Source organism: Chelativorans sp. M5D2P16 (genome assembly GCF_034427935.1).
Taxonomy (GTDB): domain Bacteria; phylum Pseudomonadota; class Alphaproteobacteria; order Rhizobiales; family Rhizobiaceae; genus Chelativorans.
Genome location: NZ_JAXQNM010000036.1, coordinates 59,279 through 73,662, shown reverse-complemented (window position 1 = coordinate 73,662; position 14,384 = coordinate 59,279). Strand labels below are relative to the sequence as shown.

The following is a 14,384-nucleotide window of genomic DNA, read 5'->3' as shown; positions in this document are numbered from 1 at the left end:
GTAGAATGTGAGCGGGAATGTCCTGTTCCACCGGAAGGCAAACTCGGGAGAGCCAAAACCTAATGCAAAGGATGTAGGAAGGCCATGCACCATGACAATGGCCGCCGGGCTCTATGGCAGGGTGAGTGTGCCGCTGACGGCGTCTTCCCCGAAAACCAGGGTGTAGTCGAGCGCCGCGCCGACCCCGGGCGCGGTAAGGATCTCGGCGGAGAAGGTCGCTCGGCCCTCCTCGTGAGCCTTGAGTTCGGGCATGGCGATCTGTGCACCCTCCGGCGCGGCGATGAAGAGCGCCGGCTTTCCCGTTCCCGGCGGCAACACGGTATCGAACTCGATGCTGCCCTTCCGGCGCGAGACGTTTGTCACCGAAAAGCCCGCATGCGCCTCCTTCGGAAGCGTGGCAAAGGCGGCATCGACCGTGGCGGCGTCGGCCGGGTCGTACGGGTTGGCGCCCGCGTCGAAAGAGAATTCGGCTTGAAAAGGGATGCAGATCGTTTCGCATATGCCCAGGAACAGGCTGCCTTCGATGATGCCGGCGCTTTCCGGTTCGCCGAGAGAGAAGACAACCGGCAGCGCCACGCTCTTTTTATAGCCCGCCCATGTCGCATAGTCGTCCTCGACGCGTTCCGGTGCGGGATAGAGGATTTCAACGCCGGCGATTTCCGATGACTGCCGCAGGTCGATCTGCGGCGGGATGCCGGATGCGCCCGGGTTCCGCCAATAGGTTTTCCACCCCGGGTTCAGCCTTATTTCGAGTGCGCCGCGCAGGCGGCCTCGCGTGTCGGAAAGTCCGGAGGTGACGAGACGCACCGCGCCTCCCTCGCTCTTGAACCAGGAAGTGGAGGCGGCCGATGCCGGCATTGAGAAGAGGGCGAGTACCGCCAGGATGAAAGGGAGGCGCAACATGGAAAATACAGTGGTCCTTCGCAATCGTTCTCGCAACGCGTACCGCACGCAAGCATCCATCATTTTCCCGTGAGGGAGATAGGGAGCGGAGCGATCTGATGTCTTTCAAGCGTCGCCAAAAGGGGTTAGGCTTTGCTCCATGGAACGGGACATCGGCGCCAATAGGGCAAGCCCGTCGGGCACCCTGCAAAACCATTTCCTGATCGCCATGCCGGGCATGCGTGACGAGCGGTTTTCGCGCTCCGTCATCTATTTGTGCGCCCATAGCGATGAAGGCGCCATGGGCCTCATCATCAATCGCACCCAGCAGTTGGGCTTTACCGATGTGCTGGTGGAGCTTGGCATTCTCGATCGCAGCCAGTCGATCCGTCTTCCCGCCCGCGCCCGCAACATGGCCGTGCGCAGCGGAGGCCCCGTGGACCGCAGCCGGGGTTTCGTCCTGCACAGCGGCGACTACGTGGTCGACTCCTCCATGCCTGTCTCCGACGAGGTGTGCCTGACGGCGACCATGGACATCCTGCGCGCCATTTCCACCGGACGTGGCCCACGCCAGGCGCTGATGGCGCTCGGTTATTCCGGCTGGGGCGCCGGCCAACTGGAAACGGAGATCGCCGAGAACGGCTGGCTATCCTGTCCAGCCACGCCGGACCTTTTGTTCGACGGTGAGGTGGAGAGCATCTATGACCGCATCCTCGCCTCCATGGGCGTCGATCTGACCCATCTCAGCCATTCCGCCGGCCACGCCTGAGGGGCGCTGTCTTCAACTCGCCAGGAAACAAGAACAGGCGCGTTTTCCTCGCCCGTGCATCAGCGGCGTTTCAGCTTGCGACAGGTTTCAACGGGTTCTGTTCCGTCAACAGCCTCAAGCTTGCCTCCGCATCGGCCGGCTCGCCGAAATGGAAGCTTTGCGCATATTCGCAGCCCATGAGGCGCAGCTCTTCCGCATCGTCTTCGCTGCTCACGCCCTCGGCGACAACGGACAGGCCCAGTTCATGTGCCATGGTCACCATGGATTTGAGCAGAACGGTGCCTTTCGTGCTCGGGTCGACGAGAAAGCTCCTGTCGATCTTGATGGTGTCGAAGGGGAAGCGCGTCAGATAGGCGAGTGATGAGTAGCCAGTGCCGAAATCGTCGAGCGACAGGCCGATGCCGAGCTGCCTGAGCTTGGCAAGCACATGGGCGGACTGCTCGGGATTGTCCATGACGAGGGATTCCGTCAGCTCGAGCCGGAAGCAGCGCGGCTTGATGTTGGCGCGCGCGATCACCGAGCGCACGTCGCCCACCAGGTCGCGGCGGATGAGCTGCCGGCTCGACAGGTTGACGGAAACGAAGAGCGGAATGTCGCCGAGCTCCTTCTGCCAGTGATAGAGATCGTCCGCGCTCTGCTGCATGGCGTGATGTCCGAGCTGAACGATGAGCCCCGAGCTTTCGGCAATCGGAATGAAGTCGGAGGGCGGAATCGTCCCGCGGCGCGGATGCTCCCAGCGTAGAAGTGCCTCGAAACCGGCAATGGTGCCGTCTTCCAGCCTTATGATGGGCTGATAGACGAGCTTGATCTCCTTGCGCTCGACGGCGCGCCGCAGGTCCGACTCCGTCTGCAGACGGTCCGTGCCGATGGAGCGGAAGCCCGGCCGGAAGGGTTCGATGCGGTCGCCGCCGAAGCGCTTGGCCTGGTACATCGCCAGTTCCGCGTCCTTCAGCATCTCCTCGGCTGAACTCTGGGCAGAGGTCCAGGAGACAAGCCCGATCGAGGGGGTAAGTACGATCTCACGCTTGGCGAAGGTGACCGGAGTGCGTACTGCTTGGCGAACCGCGTCGGCGGTGGAGGCGATCCGTGCCGGTTCCTGCTCGGACAAAAGCATCATCGCGAACTGATCGCCGGCCACGCGCGACAAGGCATCACCGGGCTTCATCACCCGGTGCAGCCGCCGTGCGATGGTCAGCAGGATCGTGTCTCCGGCGGAAATACCAAGTTCGTCGTTCACCTGCTTGAAGCGATCGATATCGATGACGAGCACGGTCGGGCGGATATTGCGCTCGTTGCTGGCCATGGCGATGGTCGCGTCGAGCCGGTTGAGGAAGAGCTCGCGATTGGGCAAGCCGGTCAGGTTGTCGTGCACTGCATCGTGCAGCAGCCGTTCTTCCGCCTTCTTCTGTTCGGTGACATCCACCATGGTGCCGACGCAGCGGATCACTTCCCCGTCGGAGCCGACCACAGGGCGCGCGCGCAGCATGAACCAGTGGTAGTGCCCGTCTGCCCCGCGCAGCCGAAAGCTTTGGGCGATGCGTCCACGCCGGTGCTCCAGGACCACGTCGAGCGTGGTGCGGAACGTGTCGCGGTCGTCGGCGTGAAGCAGTGGCAGCCAGCTTCGCGCCGGTCCATGCAGGCTGCCCGCGGGCAGGCCGAGCTGACGGCTCGCATCCGGCTTTGTCACCACCTTGTCGCGCAGCACGTCCCAGTCCCAAACGATATCTCCGGAGCCGGCAACGGCGAGCGCCTGTCGCTCCATGTCGCTGAACAGGCCTTGGAAGGGACTGCTGCCGGAAAAGGCATGCTGCATGACGGTAAAGCCGAACAGCAGGACGATCAGAATGAGACCGCCGCCGATCGCCGGTTCGACGATGTCGTTGTTGAGCGTTCCGGTCACCGCCATCCAGGCGCCGACCACCCACACCAGCACCATCAACCAGCTCGGCACCAGCATGATGGCGCGGTCATAGCCTTGCATGCCCAGATAGACGATCAGCCCCATGCCCACCACCGCCGTGGCGGCGAAGGACAGCCGCGCGATGCCGGCCGCCATCGCGGGATCGATCCAGGCGACGCCCAGTAGGATCGTGAGGCCGGTGATCCATGCCAGCACCCCGTAGCTGAAGTGCTCGTGCCAGCGGTTGAGGTTCAGATAGGCAAAGAGGAAGATGACGAAGCTCGCTGCCAACGCGATCTCGGTGCCGGCACGCCAGAGCTGTTCGCTGCCGCTGGAAATATCGATAATGCGGGTCAGAAACCCGAAATCGATGGCGATATAGGCCAGGATTGCCCAGGCGAGTGCCGCGGTGGCCGGGAACATGGAGGTTCCCTTGACCACGAAAAGGATGGTGAGGAAGAGCGCCAGCAGCCCCGCGATCCCAATCACGATACCGCGGTAGAGGGTGTAGGAGTTGACGGTCTCCTTGTAGGCTTCCGGGTCCCAGAGATAGACTTGAGGAAGGTTGCGCGAGGAAAGCTCCGCGACGAACGTGATCACGGTTCCGGGATTGAGTGTGACCAGGAACTCGTCGCCATCGTTGCTTTCTTGCCGGTCGAGCGCGAAGCCCTCGCTGGGGGTAATGGCGGCGATGCGTTGCGAACCGAGATCGGGCCAGATGAGGCCGGAACCGACGAGGCGAAAATGCGGCGCGACGATCAAGCGGTCGAGCTGCTCGTCGGTGGTGTTGGCCAGCGCGAAGACGGCCCAGTCGCCGGTCGGGCGATCGTCCTGGGCTTCCACCTCGATGCGGCGCACGATGCCGTCCGCCCCCGGCGCCGTCGAGACCTGGAAATTCGCACCCTGGTCCCGGTAGATCTCCACCGCGCGGGACAGATCCAGCGCCACATCGTCACGCGATATTTTGATCGGTTCGATCGCCGAGGCCGGTGCCGAGAGAACAGCCGCAAACAGTGCCGCGAACAGGACAAGAACCCAATGTGCGGCTGGTGACGAACGCAACAAGAAATCAGCCTCGCTTATACTTCGCCCGATCGTCCCCCGCCACGAGCGCGTAGAGATAGTGATCCTGCCACGAGCCGTTGATTCGAAGGTAGGATCGCAAAAGTCCTTCGCGCTGAAATCCGGCTTTTTCAAGCAATCTTATCGAGCGTTTGTTATCGGGAATACAGGCGGCTTCGAGGCGGTGCAACCTCAGCGTCTCGAATGTGAACGGGATAACGCGTTCGAGCGCATCCAGCATCAGGCCGTGCCCGGCGAAGCGCTCGCCCATCCAGTATCCGAGATGGCCCGATTGGGCTACGCCGTGGCGGATATTGCTGACCGACAGCCCGCCGGCCAACCTGCCTCCGCTCTTCTCGAATAGAAAGAAGGAGATGCCGGTGCCGCGGTCGAATTCCTCGCGATAGCGCTTCAGGCGTTGACGAAAGGCGCGCCTCGAAAGCTCGTCCGGCGCCCACTGTGGCTCCCAGGGTTCCAGAAAGGTGCGGCTTTCTCCGCGCAGTTGCGCCCATTCCGCATAGTCCTGCCAAAGAGGCATGCGCAAAAAGACAGCCTTTCCCGTAAGCGTCGGCAGGTCGCGGCCGAAGAAAGGCGTGTTGAACATGTCATTGTAGCCTAGAGGCTGTCGGGGACCATGGATGGGCCTGCGCAGGACCGATCGTGGCCGCCTCGGCCGAAGGCGTCAGTGGGCAGGCTCGGCCTGGCCCGTCGAAAAGCTCGACCATATTCTCGATACCGACGGCACACTTTCGTCATCCGGTCCGTTGTCCGACCTTCCTCGCCCAAGGCAGATTCCATCTCAAGTTCCTGCCGGTCTCTAAACCGCAAGCTTGTGCGGGAGGCTATGCGGCGTGACGAGCCGGTCGTGGATCGTCTCGAACGATGCCAGCGCGCCCACCGGACCGATGGCGGTGATCGTCGGCCTGGAGGTGAAGAGACGCCCTGAAAGGTTCGCCAGCCTGTCCACGGTCAGGCCGGCGAGACGGTCCATCAACTCGTCGGTGCCGATCGGCCGTCCATAGAGCAGAAGTTGCCGTGCAATCTGCGAGGCGCGGCTGGCCGGGCTTTCCCGTGACATCATCAGGCCGGCGCGGTACTGCGCCCGCGCGCGATCGAGCTCCGCCTGGTCGATGCGCTCGCCCGCCATCTGCAATTCTTTCAGGATCACCGGTATCAGTTCTTCAATGTCGCCCTTGCCGGTCGCCGCATGCACACCGAAGATGCCCGTGTCGGAAAATCCCCAGTGAAAGGCGTAGACGGCGTAACACAGCCCACGCCGCTCACGAACCTCCTGGAACAGCCGCGAGGACATGCCGCCACCCAGGATCATCGAAAGCACCTGCGAGGCGTAGAAATCACGCACGTGGTAGGCCCGGCCCTCAAAGCCGAGGATGATCTGCGCGTCCATGAGGTCGCGGTGCTCGCGATAGTCGCCGCCGACATAGTGGGCATATTGCGGCACCACGGCCTCGGCTTTTTCGCGAAAGGAACCCAGGCGCTCCTCGACCTGGCGCACGAAGCTTTCGTGGTCGACGCCGCCGGCGGCCACCACCACCATGCGCTCGGCGCCGTACTGGCGCTTCAAAAAACTGTGCAGTTGCGGCGAGGAGAAGGACTCGACCGTTTCCGGCGTGCCCAGGATCGAGCGGCCGATGGCCTGATGCCGAAAAGCGGTTTCGGTAAAACGGTCGAAGACGCAGTCGTCCGGCGTGTCCTGGGCGGCTCCGATCTCCTGTAGGATCACATGCTGTTCGCGCTCCAATTCGAGCGGATCGAACCGGGAATCTGTCAGGATGTCGGTGAGGATGTCGATCGCCAGGGGCAGATCGTCGCGCAAGACGCGCGCGAAAAAAGCGGTCGTCTCGACGCTCGTGGCGGCGTTGATCTCGCCCCCGACATCCTCGATATCGGTCGCGATCTGGAGCGCGCTGCGCTTGCCGGTTCCCTTGAACGCCATGTGCTCGAGGAGGTGGGCGATGCCGTGCTCGTCCTCCCTCTCGTGACGCGAACCCGACTTGACCCAGATACCCATTGCGACCGATTCAAGGTTGGGAAGGGTTTCGGTCGCCACCGTCAAGCCGTTCGACAGACGGCTTACCTCAACATTCATACAATTACGCTCCCTAGACTCCTGCCCGCGAATGGCGTCTCACGTGATCTTCCACCATTTTCAGGTCCGATGGAAGGATCGTGTAGTCTTCCTGCTTTTCCATGAGCCCTTCCAACCAGTCCGGCAAGGCCGGCGTCAAGCCGCAGGCATCCTTGACGGCCTGCGGGAACTTGGCCGGATGGGCGGTGGCCAGGACCACCATCGTCTCCTCCCCGGCGGCCCGGTCGCGCGCCACCGTCAAGGCGGTGGCCGTATGCGGGTCGGCGAGATAGCCGCTCTTTTCGAGCGTTTCGCGGATGGTTGCCGCGGTCTCGTCGATCCCGGCGCGTCCGGCGGTGAAGTCCGTGCGGATCCGAGCAAGCGTTGCTTCGGAGACCGTAAAGCTGCCGGATTGGCGCAGGCCGTCCATATAGCCGCGAACCTCGGCAGCGTTCCTGCCCGACGCCTCGAACAGCAGCCGCTCGAAGTTCGAAGACACCTGAATATCCATCGATGGCGATGTTGTGGCAACGACGTCGCACGTGGCGTATTCACCGTCGGCCAATGTGCGCGCCAGAATATCGTTCTCATTGGTGGCGATGAGCAACCTGGCGATGGGAAGGCCCATGAGCTTCGCCGCATAACCGGCAAAGATATCTCCGAAATTACCTGTCGGCACGGTGAAGGAAACCGGTCGGTCGGGTGCACCGAGCGAGACGGCGGCCGTGAAGTAGTAGACGATCTGGGCCATGATGCGGGCCCAATTGATCGAGTTGACGCCGGACAGCAGGACTGCATCGCGAAAGGCGTGGTCGTTGAACATCGCCTTTACCAAACCCTGACAATCGTCGAAATTGCCCTCGATGGCGATCGCCTGGACGTTCGCGGCACCCGACGTCGTCATCTGCCTCTGTTGCACGGGCGAGACGCGCCCCTGCGGGAAAAGGATGAAGATGTCTGCCCGCTCCACCCCGGCAAAGGCGTGGATAGCCGCCCCGCCGGTATCGCCGGAAGTGGCGCCGGCGATGGTCATCCGTGCCCCACGTTCGCCAAGAACATGGTCCATCAGCCGGGCGAGCAATTGCATCGCCACATCCTTGAAGGCGAGTGTGGGCCCGTGGAACAGTTCCAGCACGAATTCGGCCGGCCCCGTCTGCACCAGCGGGCAGACCGCCGCGTGGCGGAACGTGGCGTAGCTGTCGTCGATGATGCGCTTCAGCGTTGCCTCGGAAATCTCGCCGCCGATGAAGGGCCTGATGATGGTAAAGGCAGTCTCGGCATAGGAAAGGCCGCGCATGGCGCGGATCTCCTCGGCCGAAAAGCGCGGCCATTCGCTTGGAAGATAAAGCCCTCCGTCGCGTGCAAGTCCTTGCAGAAGCGCGTCGGAAAAACCCAGAGCCGGAGCCTCGCCGCGCGTACTCACATAGTCCATCATCTTGCTCCGGATTCACAGATCGCCAAAAGGTCGGGGGAAATGCGCCAAACTGTCGGTCGAAATTTCTCCGCGCGGTTGGTATAGAACAGCGACCTTGTCATAGGAAAGTGTGAGTTCATGGGGCATTCGTTTTCAAGCAGGCACTGTTTAGCGGCAACCCTTCTCCTCGGCGTCGCCATTCTCGGGGGCTGTCAGCAGGGTCCTTCTTCGACGCAGAATACGCTCAACCCGACGCAGGCCGGAGCCGAGCCGGTGCGCGAAAGCGAGTTGAGAGCCTATTGCCCGGCGGTGACGCTGCGTGACGGGACGAACTATTTCCGCACCTATGAGCGGGGAGGGGAAGGTGACCCGGACCGCATCGTCTATCAGGCTTCGATCGCTGATACCAGCCGGGCCTGCAAATACGGTGCCGACGCCACGACGATGACAGTGGCCGTCGCCGGCAAGATAGTGCCCGGCCCCAAGGGGCGCACTGGCGCCGTCGACATGCCGATACGCGTGGCCGCAGTGCGCGGGGACGAGGTGCTCTATTCCAATCTCTTCCGGCACTCCGTGACGGTGGGAGACACCGCCGGCGCCACCCAGTTCGTCTTCACGACGGCCGATGTCGTCATTCCGGGCGGTGTCGACCCGGCGGTCCAGCTCTTCGTCGGCTTCGACGAAGGGCCGCAGGGCGGACGCTAGAAGCAGGTGGCTCCTAGACGTTCTCCGACCATTCCGACAGGGCGGCGATGACGCCGTTAAGGTCGGCCATGCGGTGAATCGTGGTTTCCGCGCCGGCCTCCATCAGCATCTCCGCGTGCTTGGGATGGGTGTGCGAGGCGCCGGTGAAGCCGATGACGCGCATGCCGGCGGCACGCGCCCCGGCGATGCCGTGCATGGAATCCTCAATGACAAACGTTCGTGCGGGATCGGCGTTCATCTGCTCTGCCCCGTAGAGGAACACGTCGGGTGCCGGCTTTGGCCGCTTCGTCGGTGTCTCGAGCGAGGAGAAGATGAGGCGCCGGTCGAAGAGGGGGGCAAGGCCGGTCCGCTCCAGCATGGCGACGATGCCTTCACTCCTGGAGTTCGAGCAGATGCATTTCGGGATGCCCAGCGACGCGACGGCCTGGGCCACGCCGTCAATCGCCTTGACTTCCTTGCGCAGGCGTTCCGCGATCCGCGTGCCCACCTGATCGATGAGCGAAGCCTGGAAGAGAACCTCCGCCTCCTTCTCGATCGACATGAGGATGTCGCGGAAGGTCAGGCCGGAATAGCGCTCGGCGATCTCCTCCGGGGTGATGTCGTATCCGGCCTCGCGCAGCATCTCCGCTTCCACGCGCGCGGCGACGATTTCCGAATCCACGAGCACGCCGTCGCAGTCGAAGATGATGAGGTCCGGAGCAGGCATTGAAAAATCCATGTGCGATGAGGTTGGAGGACGTTCAGGGCAATAGCCCCGAAGGGGCCTTCCGCGCAACCGTCATGGCGGCGGCGGGTGCAGCCGTGGCACCCGCCGCCGAGCTTTGAGAGAGAGGCGGAAAGCGGGACGGAGCCCCGCCTCGTCACTTCGTAAGTGGCTGATACTCGACCGTCACCTCGGTGCGCTCCCCGGCCTCGACTGTAGCCACCAGATATTTTTCCGGCGTTCCGCGGCCATAGGCCACGCGCACCTGGTAAACACCGGCGTTGAAGATCTTTTCCGTTTCCTCGCCATAGGCTCCACCCAAAACCTCGTCCCCGGCGAGTGCCTCGAAGAACTCGATGCGGTAAGCCCCGGGGGCTCTGACGTGCAGCACGCCGGCATCGAGGTTGACCGTCGCCTGTGTGGACTTGGCCGTTTCCACGGTCACCGGGGTCATGGCTTCCGCCTGGTCGAGGCGGGCGCGTAGGAGATAGTGGCCTGCAGGCACTTCGATGCCTTCGCGGCCGGGGTCGTCATCCAGGGTGATGACGGAGCGTTCGCCATCGGCATTCGGCTCGGCCTCGAGGAGATCATACCGGACGGGGCTGTCGCCCTTCATCGGTTGGCCATCCGCATAGACGGCTGACGGAAGAATGACGCCGGAACCGAAAATCAGATCGATCTCCAACTCTTCGCCGGCAGAAAGCTCACGATCTTCCACCAACACGGTGCTTCCATCACGCCCCACCGCCGTCACGGAGCCTGCGCCGACGAAGGCCGATATTTTGCCTTGCCCGATGATCACGCCGTCCGGTGAGGCCAGATCGAGATGCACATCCTTGATCGGCTGCTTGTCCTGTGACGATTGCTTCGCCGTAACGGTGACAAGCCCCGCATTGAAGACCACCTCCGCCTTGGTTGTCTTGTCGTTCGACAGGACAATGCTGCGCTCCTTCACAACGTTGCCCAGCCGCGCCTGTGCCAGATAACGACCCGGCGGCAGGTGTGTCTTGCAGACGCCATCGTTGATTCGGGCCTTGTTCCGGCCGGTTGGATTGCCCGCTTCGTCGATCGGGAGGATTTCCCATTGCACCGACTCATTGCCCGCCATCGGGGCAGAACCTTCGGCAAGCCGGGCGGTGCAGACGAGGTTGTTCTCCACCTTGACGGGTTCCGGCACCATGGTTTTCGCCAGCGCCTCGGACAGTTGCGCGGCGTCGGCCGCAGGCAGATAGCGCCCTCCCGTACTCTCGGCCATGCAGGCGACCTGCCTGCCCTCGTCATCGGAAAGACCGAACCCGATGACATGAAGCGTAAAGTCCGCTCCCTTTTCTTCCAGTTCACGGGCGACTGAGCACGGGTCGGAATGGCACGTCTCGACTCCGTCCGTAATGAGAACGACGGTGCTCGGATCGGTCTGGTAGCGCATTTCCTCCGCTGCCAAACGCACCGAATCGCTTAACGGCGTTTTGCCTTTCGGAACGATTCCGTCGGCGAACCCGGTAATCCGCTTTGCCGTACCTTCGCCTACAGGAACGGCGACTTCGATATCGGTGCAGCTTCCTTTCTGACGGTGCCCGTAGACCACCATTCCCAACTGTGTGTCGGTCGGGATCGCGTGCAACACATCGCGCAACGCGTTGCGCGCGATCTCGATTTTCGGCGTGCCGTCGATCTGCCCCCACATGGAATTGGAGCCGTCGAGCACAATCGTGGTCTGGCTTTGTGCGAAGGCCGGCGGGACGCAGAAGGCGAGCAAGAAAGCTAGAATGTGTAGGCGGTGCATGCCACATCTCCGTTGTAGTTTGTCAATCTATAGTTGCATCAGTAAGGAGATGAAACAACCAAAATTAGAAATAAAGCCTCGGCCGCCGCCCTTACCGAATATTTACCCTCCTCGGTAACCATAACGGCAGGTAAACAGTCAGCGTCGAGGTGCGTTAATGTCAGCGGTGCGTCGTCTTGAGGAACTCTCCTCCTTTCCTGCCAGGGCCGAATGGCAGGACACCATTCTAAAGGGGGACTGCGTCGCCGCGCTGGAGCGCCTGCCTGAGAAATCGGCGGATCTCATCTTCGCCGATCCGCCCTACAATCTTCAGCTCGACGGCACGCTTCACAGACCCGACCAGTCGCTGGTCGATGCGGTGGACGACGCCTGGGACCAGTTCGAGAGCTTCGCCGCCTACGACGCCTTCACGCGCGCCTGGCTGCTGGCGGCGCGCCGTGTCCTGAAGCCGAACGGCACCATCTGGGTGATCGGCTCCTATCACAACATCTTCCGCGTCGGCGCCATCATGCAGGATCTCGGCTTCTGGATCCTGAACGACATCGTCTGGCGCAAGACGAACCCGATGCCGAATTTCCGCGGCCGCCGCTTTCAGAACGCGCACGAGACCATGATCTGGGCCTCGCGCGATCAGGATGCGCGCGGTTACACCTTCAACTACGAGGCGTTGAAGGCGGCGAACGACGACGTGCAGATGCGCTCGGACTGGCTCTTCCCGATCTGCACGGGCAAGGAGCGGCTGAAGAACGCCGAGGGTGGCAAGGCCCATCCGACTCAGAAGCCGGAGGCGCTGCTGGCCCGCGTGATCCTGTCCTCGTCGAAGCCGGGTGACGTGATCGTCGATCCCTTCTTCGGTTCCGGCACCACGGGCGCGGTGGCCAAGCGGCTCGGCCGCCACTTCGTAGGCATCGAGCGCGATGCGGACTATATCGACACCGCGCGCGAGCGCATTGACGCAGTCGAACCGCTGGAGGAGGAAAGCCTGGCGCTGATGACCGGCAAGCGGGCCGAACCGCGCGTGGCCTTCGCCAGCCTGATCGATACCGGCCTCGTCAAGCCCGGCACGCAGCTCTTCGACCGCAAGAAGCGCTGGGCCGCTCACGTGCGCGCCGACGGCTCCATCGCCATTGGCCATGAAGCGGGATCGATCCACCGGCTGGGCGCGAGAGTCCAGGGGCTCGACGCTTGCAACGGGTGGACTTTCTGGCATTTCGAGGAGCAGGGGGCGCTCAGGCCCATCGACGATCTGCGGCAGGTCGCGCGCCAGAGCATGCAGGCGGCCGGCGCCTGAGCCTCAGGCGGTCGACCGGCGCTTAGATTTCGATTCCGAGCGCAAGCAAATCCTTGCGCAACGTCTCGGAGTCGACGAACTGCACCGCCTGCCAGCCGATGGCCCTTGCGCCTTTAACATTGCCGGCGGTGTCGTCGATGAACAACGTGGCTTTCCGATCGAGGCCGAAGGCTTCCGTGTGGTACGCGTAGATGGCCGGGTCGGGCTTGATGAGCCTGATCTCGCCGGACACCGTGACCCCGCGCGCCCGGTCGAGGAAGGGAAAGCGCTTGCGCGCCTCGAGGAAGGTGTCGGCGGCGAAGTTCGTAAGCATGGTCACGTCGTAGCCGGCCTCGATAAGGTCCTCGAAAATCGCCACCGTGTCATCGTAGGCATGCGGCACCATCTCGTGCCAGTAGCGGCGGAACGCGCGGATATGCTCGGCGTAGTCGGGATAAAGCGCGATCAGTGCCGCCTCGGCCTCCGGCCAGGTCCTTCCCCGGTCCTGTTCCAGGTTCCATTCGTGCGTGCAGACGTACTCGAAGAAGAAGCGCCGCTCCTCTTCGTCCGGGATGAGCCGGGAAAAGGGGAGCTCCGGGTCGTAGTGGATGAGAACCTTGCCGATGTCGAAGACGATGTGTCTGATCGCGTTCATTGTCCCGCCGCTCTGTGCTGTGCCTTTGTCGCTCCGGGGATCGCCGCCTCGATGGCCTTCTTCATGACCGTCGGCAGGGCCTCTCCGTTCAACGCCTCGGGTCGCGACCACCAGTGATCGTCCGCGGCTGCCGCGTGACCGACCGCCGCGCGATAGACCGAAAGCCTGAGGGTGAAGTGGGTAAACACATGTGTGACGACACCGCAAGCCGACCATTGCGCCGGGAAGGGAGCCGCTTCCGTATCCTTTTCCCCGTCACAACGTGCCGTCCATCCGCTTGTCGGCACCTCGCTCATGCCGGCGAGCAGCCCTTTGTCCGGACGCCGGCGCAACAGAACGGCCCCGTCCTGACGGACCGCGACAAAGGCTGCCCCCTCGCGCACCGGCTTTTCCGTCTTCGGCGCCTTCAGCGGAAAGCGCTCCGCCGCGCCAAGTCTTTGCGCGGCGCAATCGCCCATCACCGGGCACAGGATGCAGGAGGGGCGGCGCGGGGTGCAGATGGTGGCGCCCAGATCCATCATGGCCTGGGCGAAATCGCCGGGCCGGGTGGTCGGGACCATGGCCGCGACAATGCGTTTGATCTCCGGTTTTGCCGCCGGCAGGGGCGTCTCGATGGCGGCAAGCCGGGTGACGACGCGCTCGACATTGCCGTCGACAACGGCCGCCGGTCGGCCGAAGGCGATCGCGGCGACTGCCGCGGCCGTGTAGTCACCGATGCCGGGCAGGGCCTTCAGCGCCTGCTCCGTTTCCGGGAAGACACCGCCATGGCGTGTCATCACCGCCTCGGCGCATTTCTTCAGGTTGCGCGCCCGCGAATAATAGCCGAGCCCCGCCCAGGCCTTCATCACGTCGTCGCGGTCGGCCGCCGCAAGGTCCGCCACGGTCGGCCAGCGCTCCGTGAAAGCGTTGAAATAGGGCTTTACCGCGCCGACGGTGGTTTGCTGCAACATGATTTCCGATAGCCACACGCGGTAGGGGTCGGGGCGCCGGCCGGCGCGGATTGCATCGGGCGGCAGGCGCCATGGCAGGCGGCGGTAATGCCGGTCATACCAGGCGACGAGCCGCGCCGGCAGGGCCTCGCGTCGGGTGGCTGTGCAGTTTTCGGGCGATATTTGCCGTGTCATCGGCGACGCTTATGAGCTAGAGTTTCCG

Annotated in this window: 12 protein-coding genes; 3 read left to right on the top strand and 9 right to left on the bottom strand. The window is 63.2% G+C overall.

Annotated elements, in window-relative coordinates; translation table 11 throughout:
- Positions 1 to 111: 111 nt before the first annotated feature.
- On the bottom strand, positions 112 to 903 hold the full coding sequence (locus SIN08_RS16390; RefSeq protein ID WP_322452670.1) for a protein-disulfide reductase DsbD domain-containing protein: 792 nt from the start codon (positions 901 to 903) through the stop codon (positions 112 to 114).
- 139 nt (positions 904 to 1,042) lie between these two features.
- On the opposite strand from SIN08_RS16390, the gene SIN08_RS16385 reads away from it, so the two are divergent.
- Positions 1,043 to 1,651 (top strand): YqgE/AlgH family protein, encoded by a 609-nt coding sequence (locus tag SIN08_RS16385; protein WP_322452669.1) that lies wholly within the window; start codon positions 1,043 to 1,045, stop codon positions 1,649 to 1,651.
- Between the two features lie 70 nt (positions 1,652 to 1,721).
- On the opposite strand, the gene SIN08_RS16380 is transcribed toward SIN08_RS16385, so the two are convergent.
- From SIN08_RS16380 to thrC, 4 genes are all read right to left on the bottom strand, one after another.
- Entirely contained in the window at positions 1,722 to 4,577 is a 2,856-nt protein-coding gene (locus SIN08_RS16380; RefSeq protein ID WP_322452851.1) for an EAL domain-containing protein, read from the bottom strand.
- 43 nt (positions 4,578 to 4,620) lie between these two features.
- On the bottom strand, positions 4,621 to 5,217 hold the full coding sequence (locus SIN08_RS16375; RefSeq protein WP_322452668.1) for a GNAT family N-acetyltransferase: 597 nt from the start codon (positions 5,215 to 5,217) through the stop codon (positions 4,621 to 4,623).
- A gap of 213 nt (positions 5,218 to 5,430) precedes the next feature.
- A complete protein-coding gene (locus SIN08_RS16370) occupies positions 5,431 to 6,723 on the bottom strand; it encodes a pitrilysin family protein (RefSeq protein WP_322452667.1) in 1,293 nt (430 codons plus the stop codon).
- Positions 6,724 to 6,736: 13 nt separating this feature from the next.
- On the bottom strand, positions 6,737 to 8,134 hold the full coding sequence (thrC, locus tag SIN08_RS16365) for a threonine synthase (RefSeq protein WP_322452850.1): 1,398 nt from the start codon (positions 8,132 to 8,134) through the stop codon (positions 6,737 to 6,739).
- 120 nt (positions 8,135 to 8,254) lie between these two features.
- Here thrC and SIN08_RS16360 point away from each other — a divergent pair, with 120 nt between their 5' ends.
- Positions 8,255 to 8,821, top strand: coding sequence for a hypothetical protein (locus tag SIN08_RS16360; RefSeq protein ID WP_322452666.1), 567 nt, complete (start codon positions 8,255 to 8,257; stop codon positions 8,819 to 8,821).
- A 13-nt stretch (positions 8,822 to 8,834) separates the two neighbouring features.
- On the opposite strand, the gene SIN08_RS16355 is transcribed toward SIN08_RS16360, so the two are convergent.
- Entirely contained in the window at positions 8,835 to 9,527 is a 693-nt protein-coding gene (locus tag SIN08_RS16355; protein WP_322452665.1) for an HAD family phosphatase, read from the bottom strand.
- A gap of 154 nt (positions 9,528 to 9,681) precedes the next feature.
- A complete protein-coding gene (locus tag SIN08_RS16350; RefSeq protein WP_322452664.1) occupies positions 9,682 to 11,307 on the bottom strand; it encodes a vWA domain-containing protein in 1,626 nt (541 codons plus the stop codon).
- A gap of 157 nt (positions 11,308 to 11,464) precedes the next feature.
- On the opposite strand from SIN08_RS16350, the gene SIN08_RS16345 reads away from it, so the two are divergent.
- The gene (locus tag SIN08_RS16345) at positions 11,465 to 12,598 is read left to right on the top strand and encodes a site-specific DNA-methyltransferase (protein ID WP_322452663.1); all 1,134 of its coding nucleotides are present in this window, start codon (positions 11,465 to 11,467) and stop codon (positions 12,596 to 12,598) included.
- Positions 12,599 to 12,620: 22 nt separating this feature from the next.
- Here the strand turns inward: SIN08_RS16345 and SIN08_RS16340 are convergent, their stop codons facing one another.
- Positions 12,621 to 13,232, bottom strand: coding sequence for an HAD family phosphatase (locus tag SIN08_RS16340; RefSeq protein ID WP_322452662.1), 612 nt, complete (start codon positions 13,230 to 13,232; stop codon positions 12,621 to 12,623).
- Positions 13,229 to 14,356: an A/G-specific adenine glycosylase gene (mutY, locus tag SIN08_RS16335; protein ID WP_322452661.1), complete on the bottom strand. Its 1,128-nt coding sequence runs from the start codon at positions 14,354 to 14,356 to the stop codon at positions 13,229 to 13,231. Before mutY ends, SIN08_RS16340 begins: the two co-directional genes overlap by 4 nt.
- Between the last annotated feature and the right edge of the window lie 28 nt (positions 14,357 to 14,384).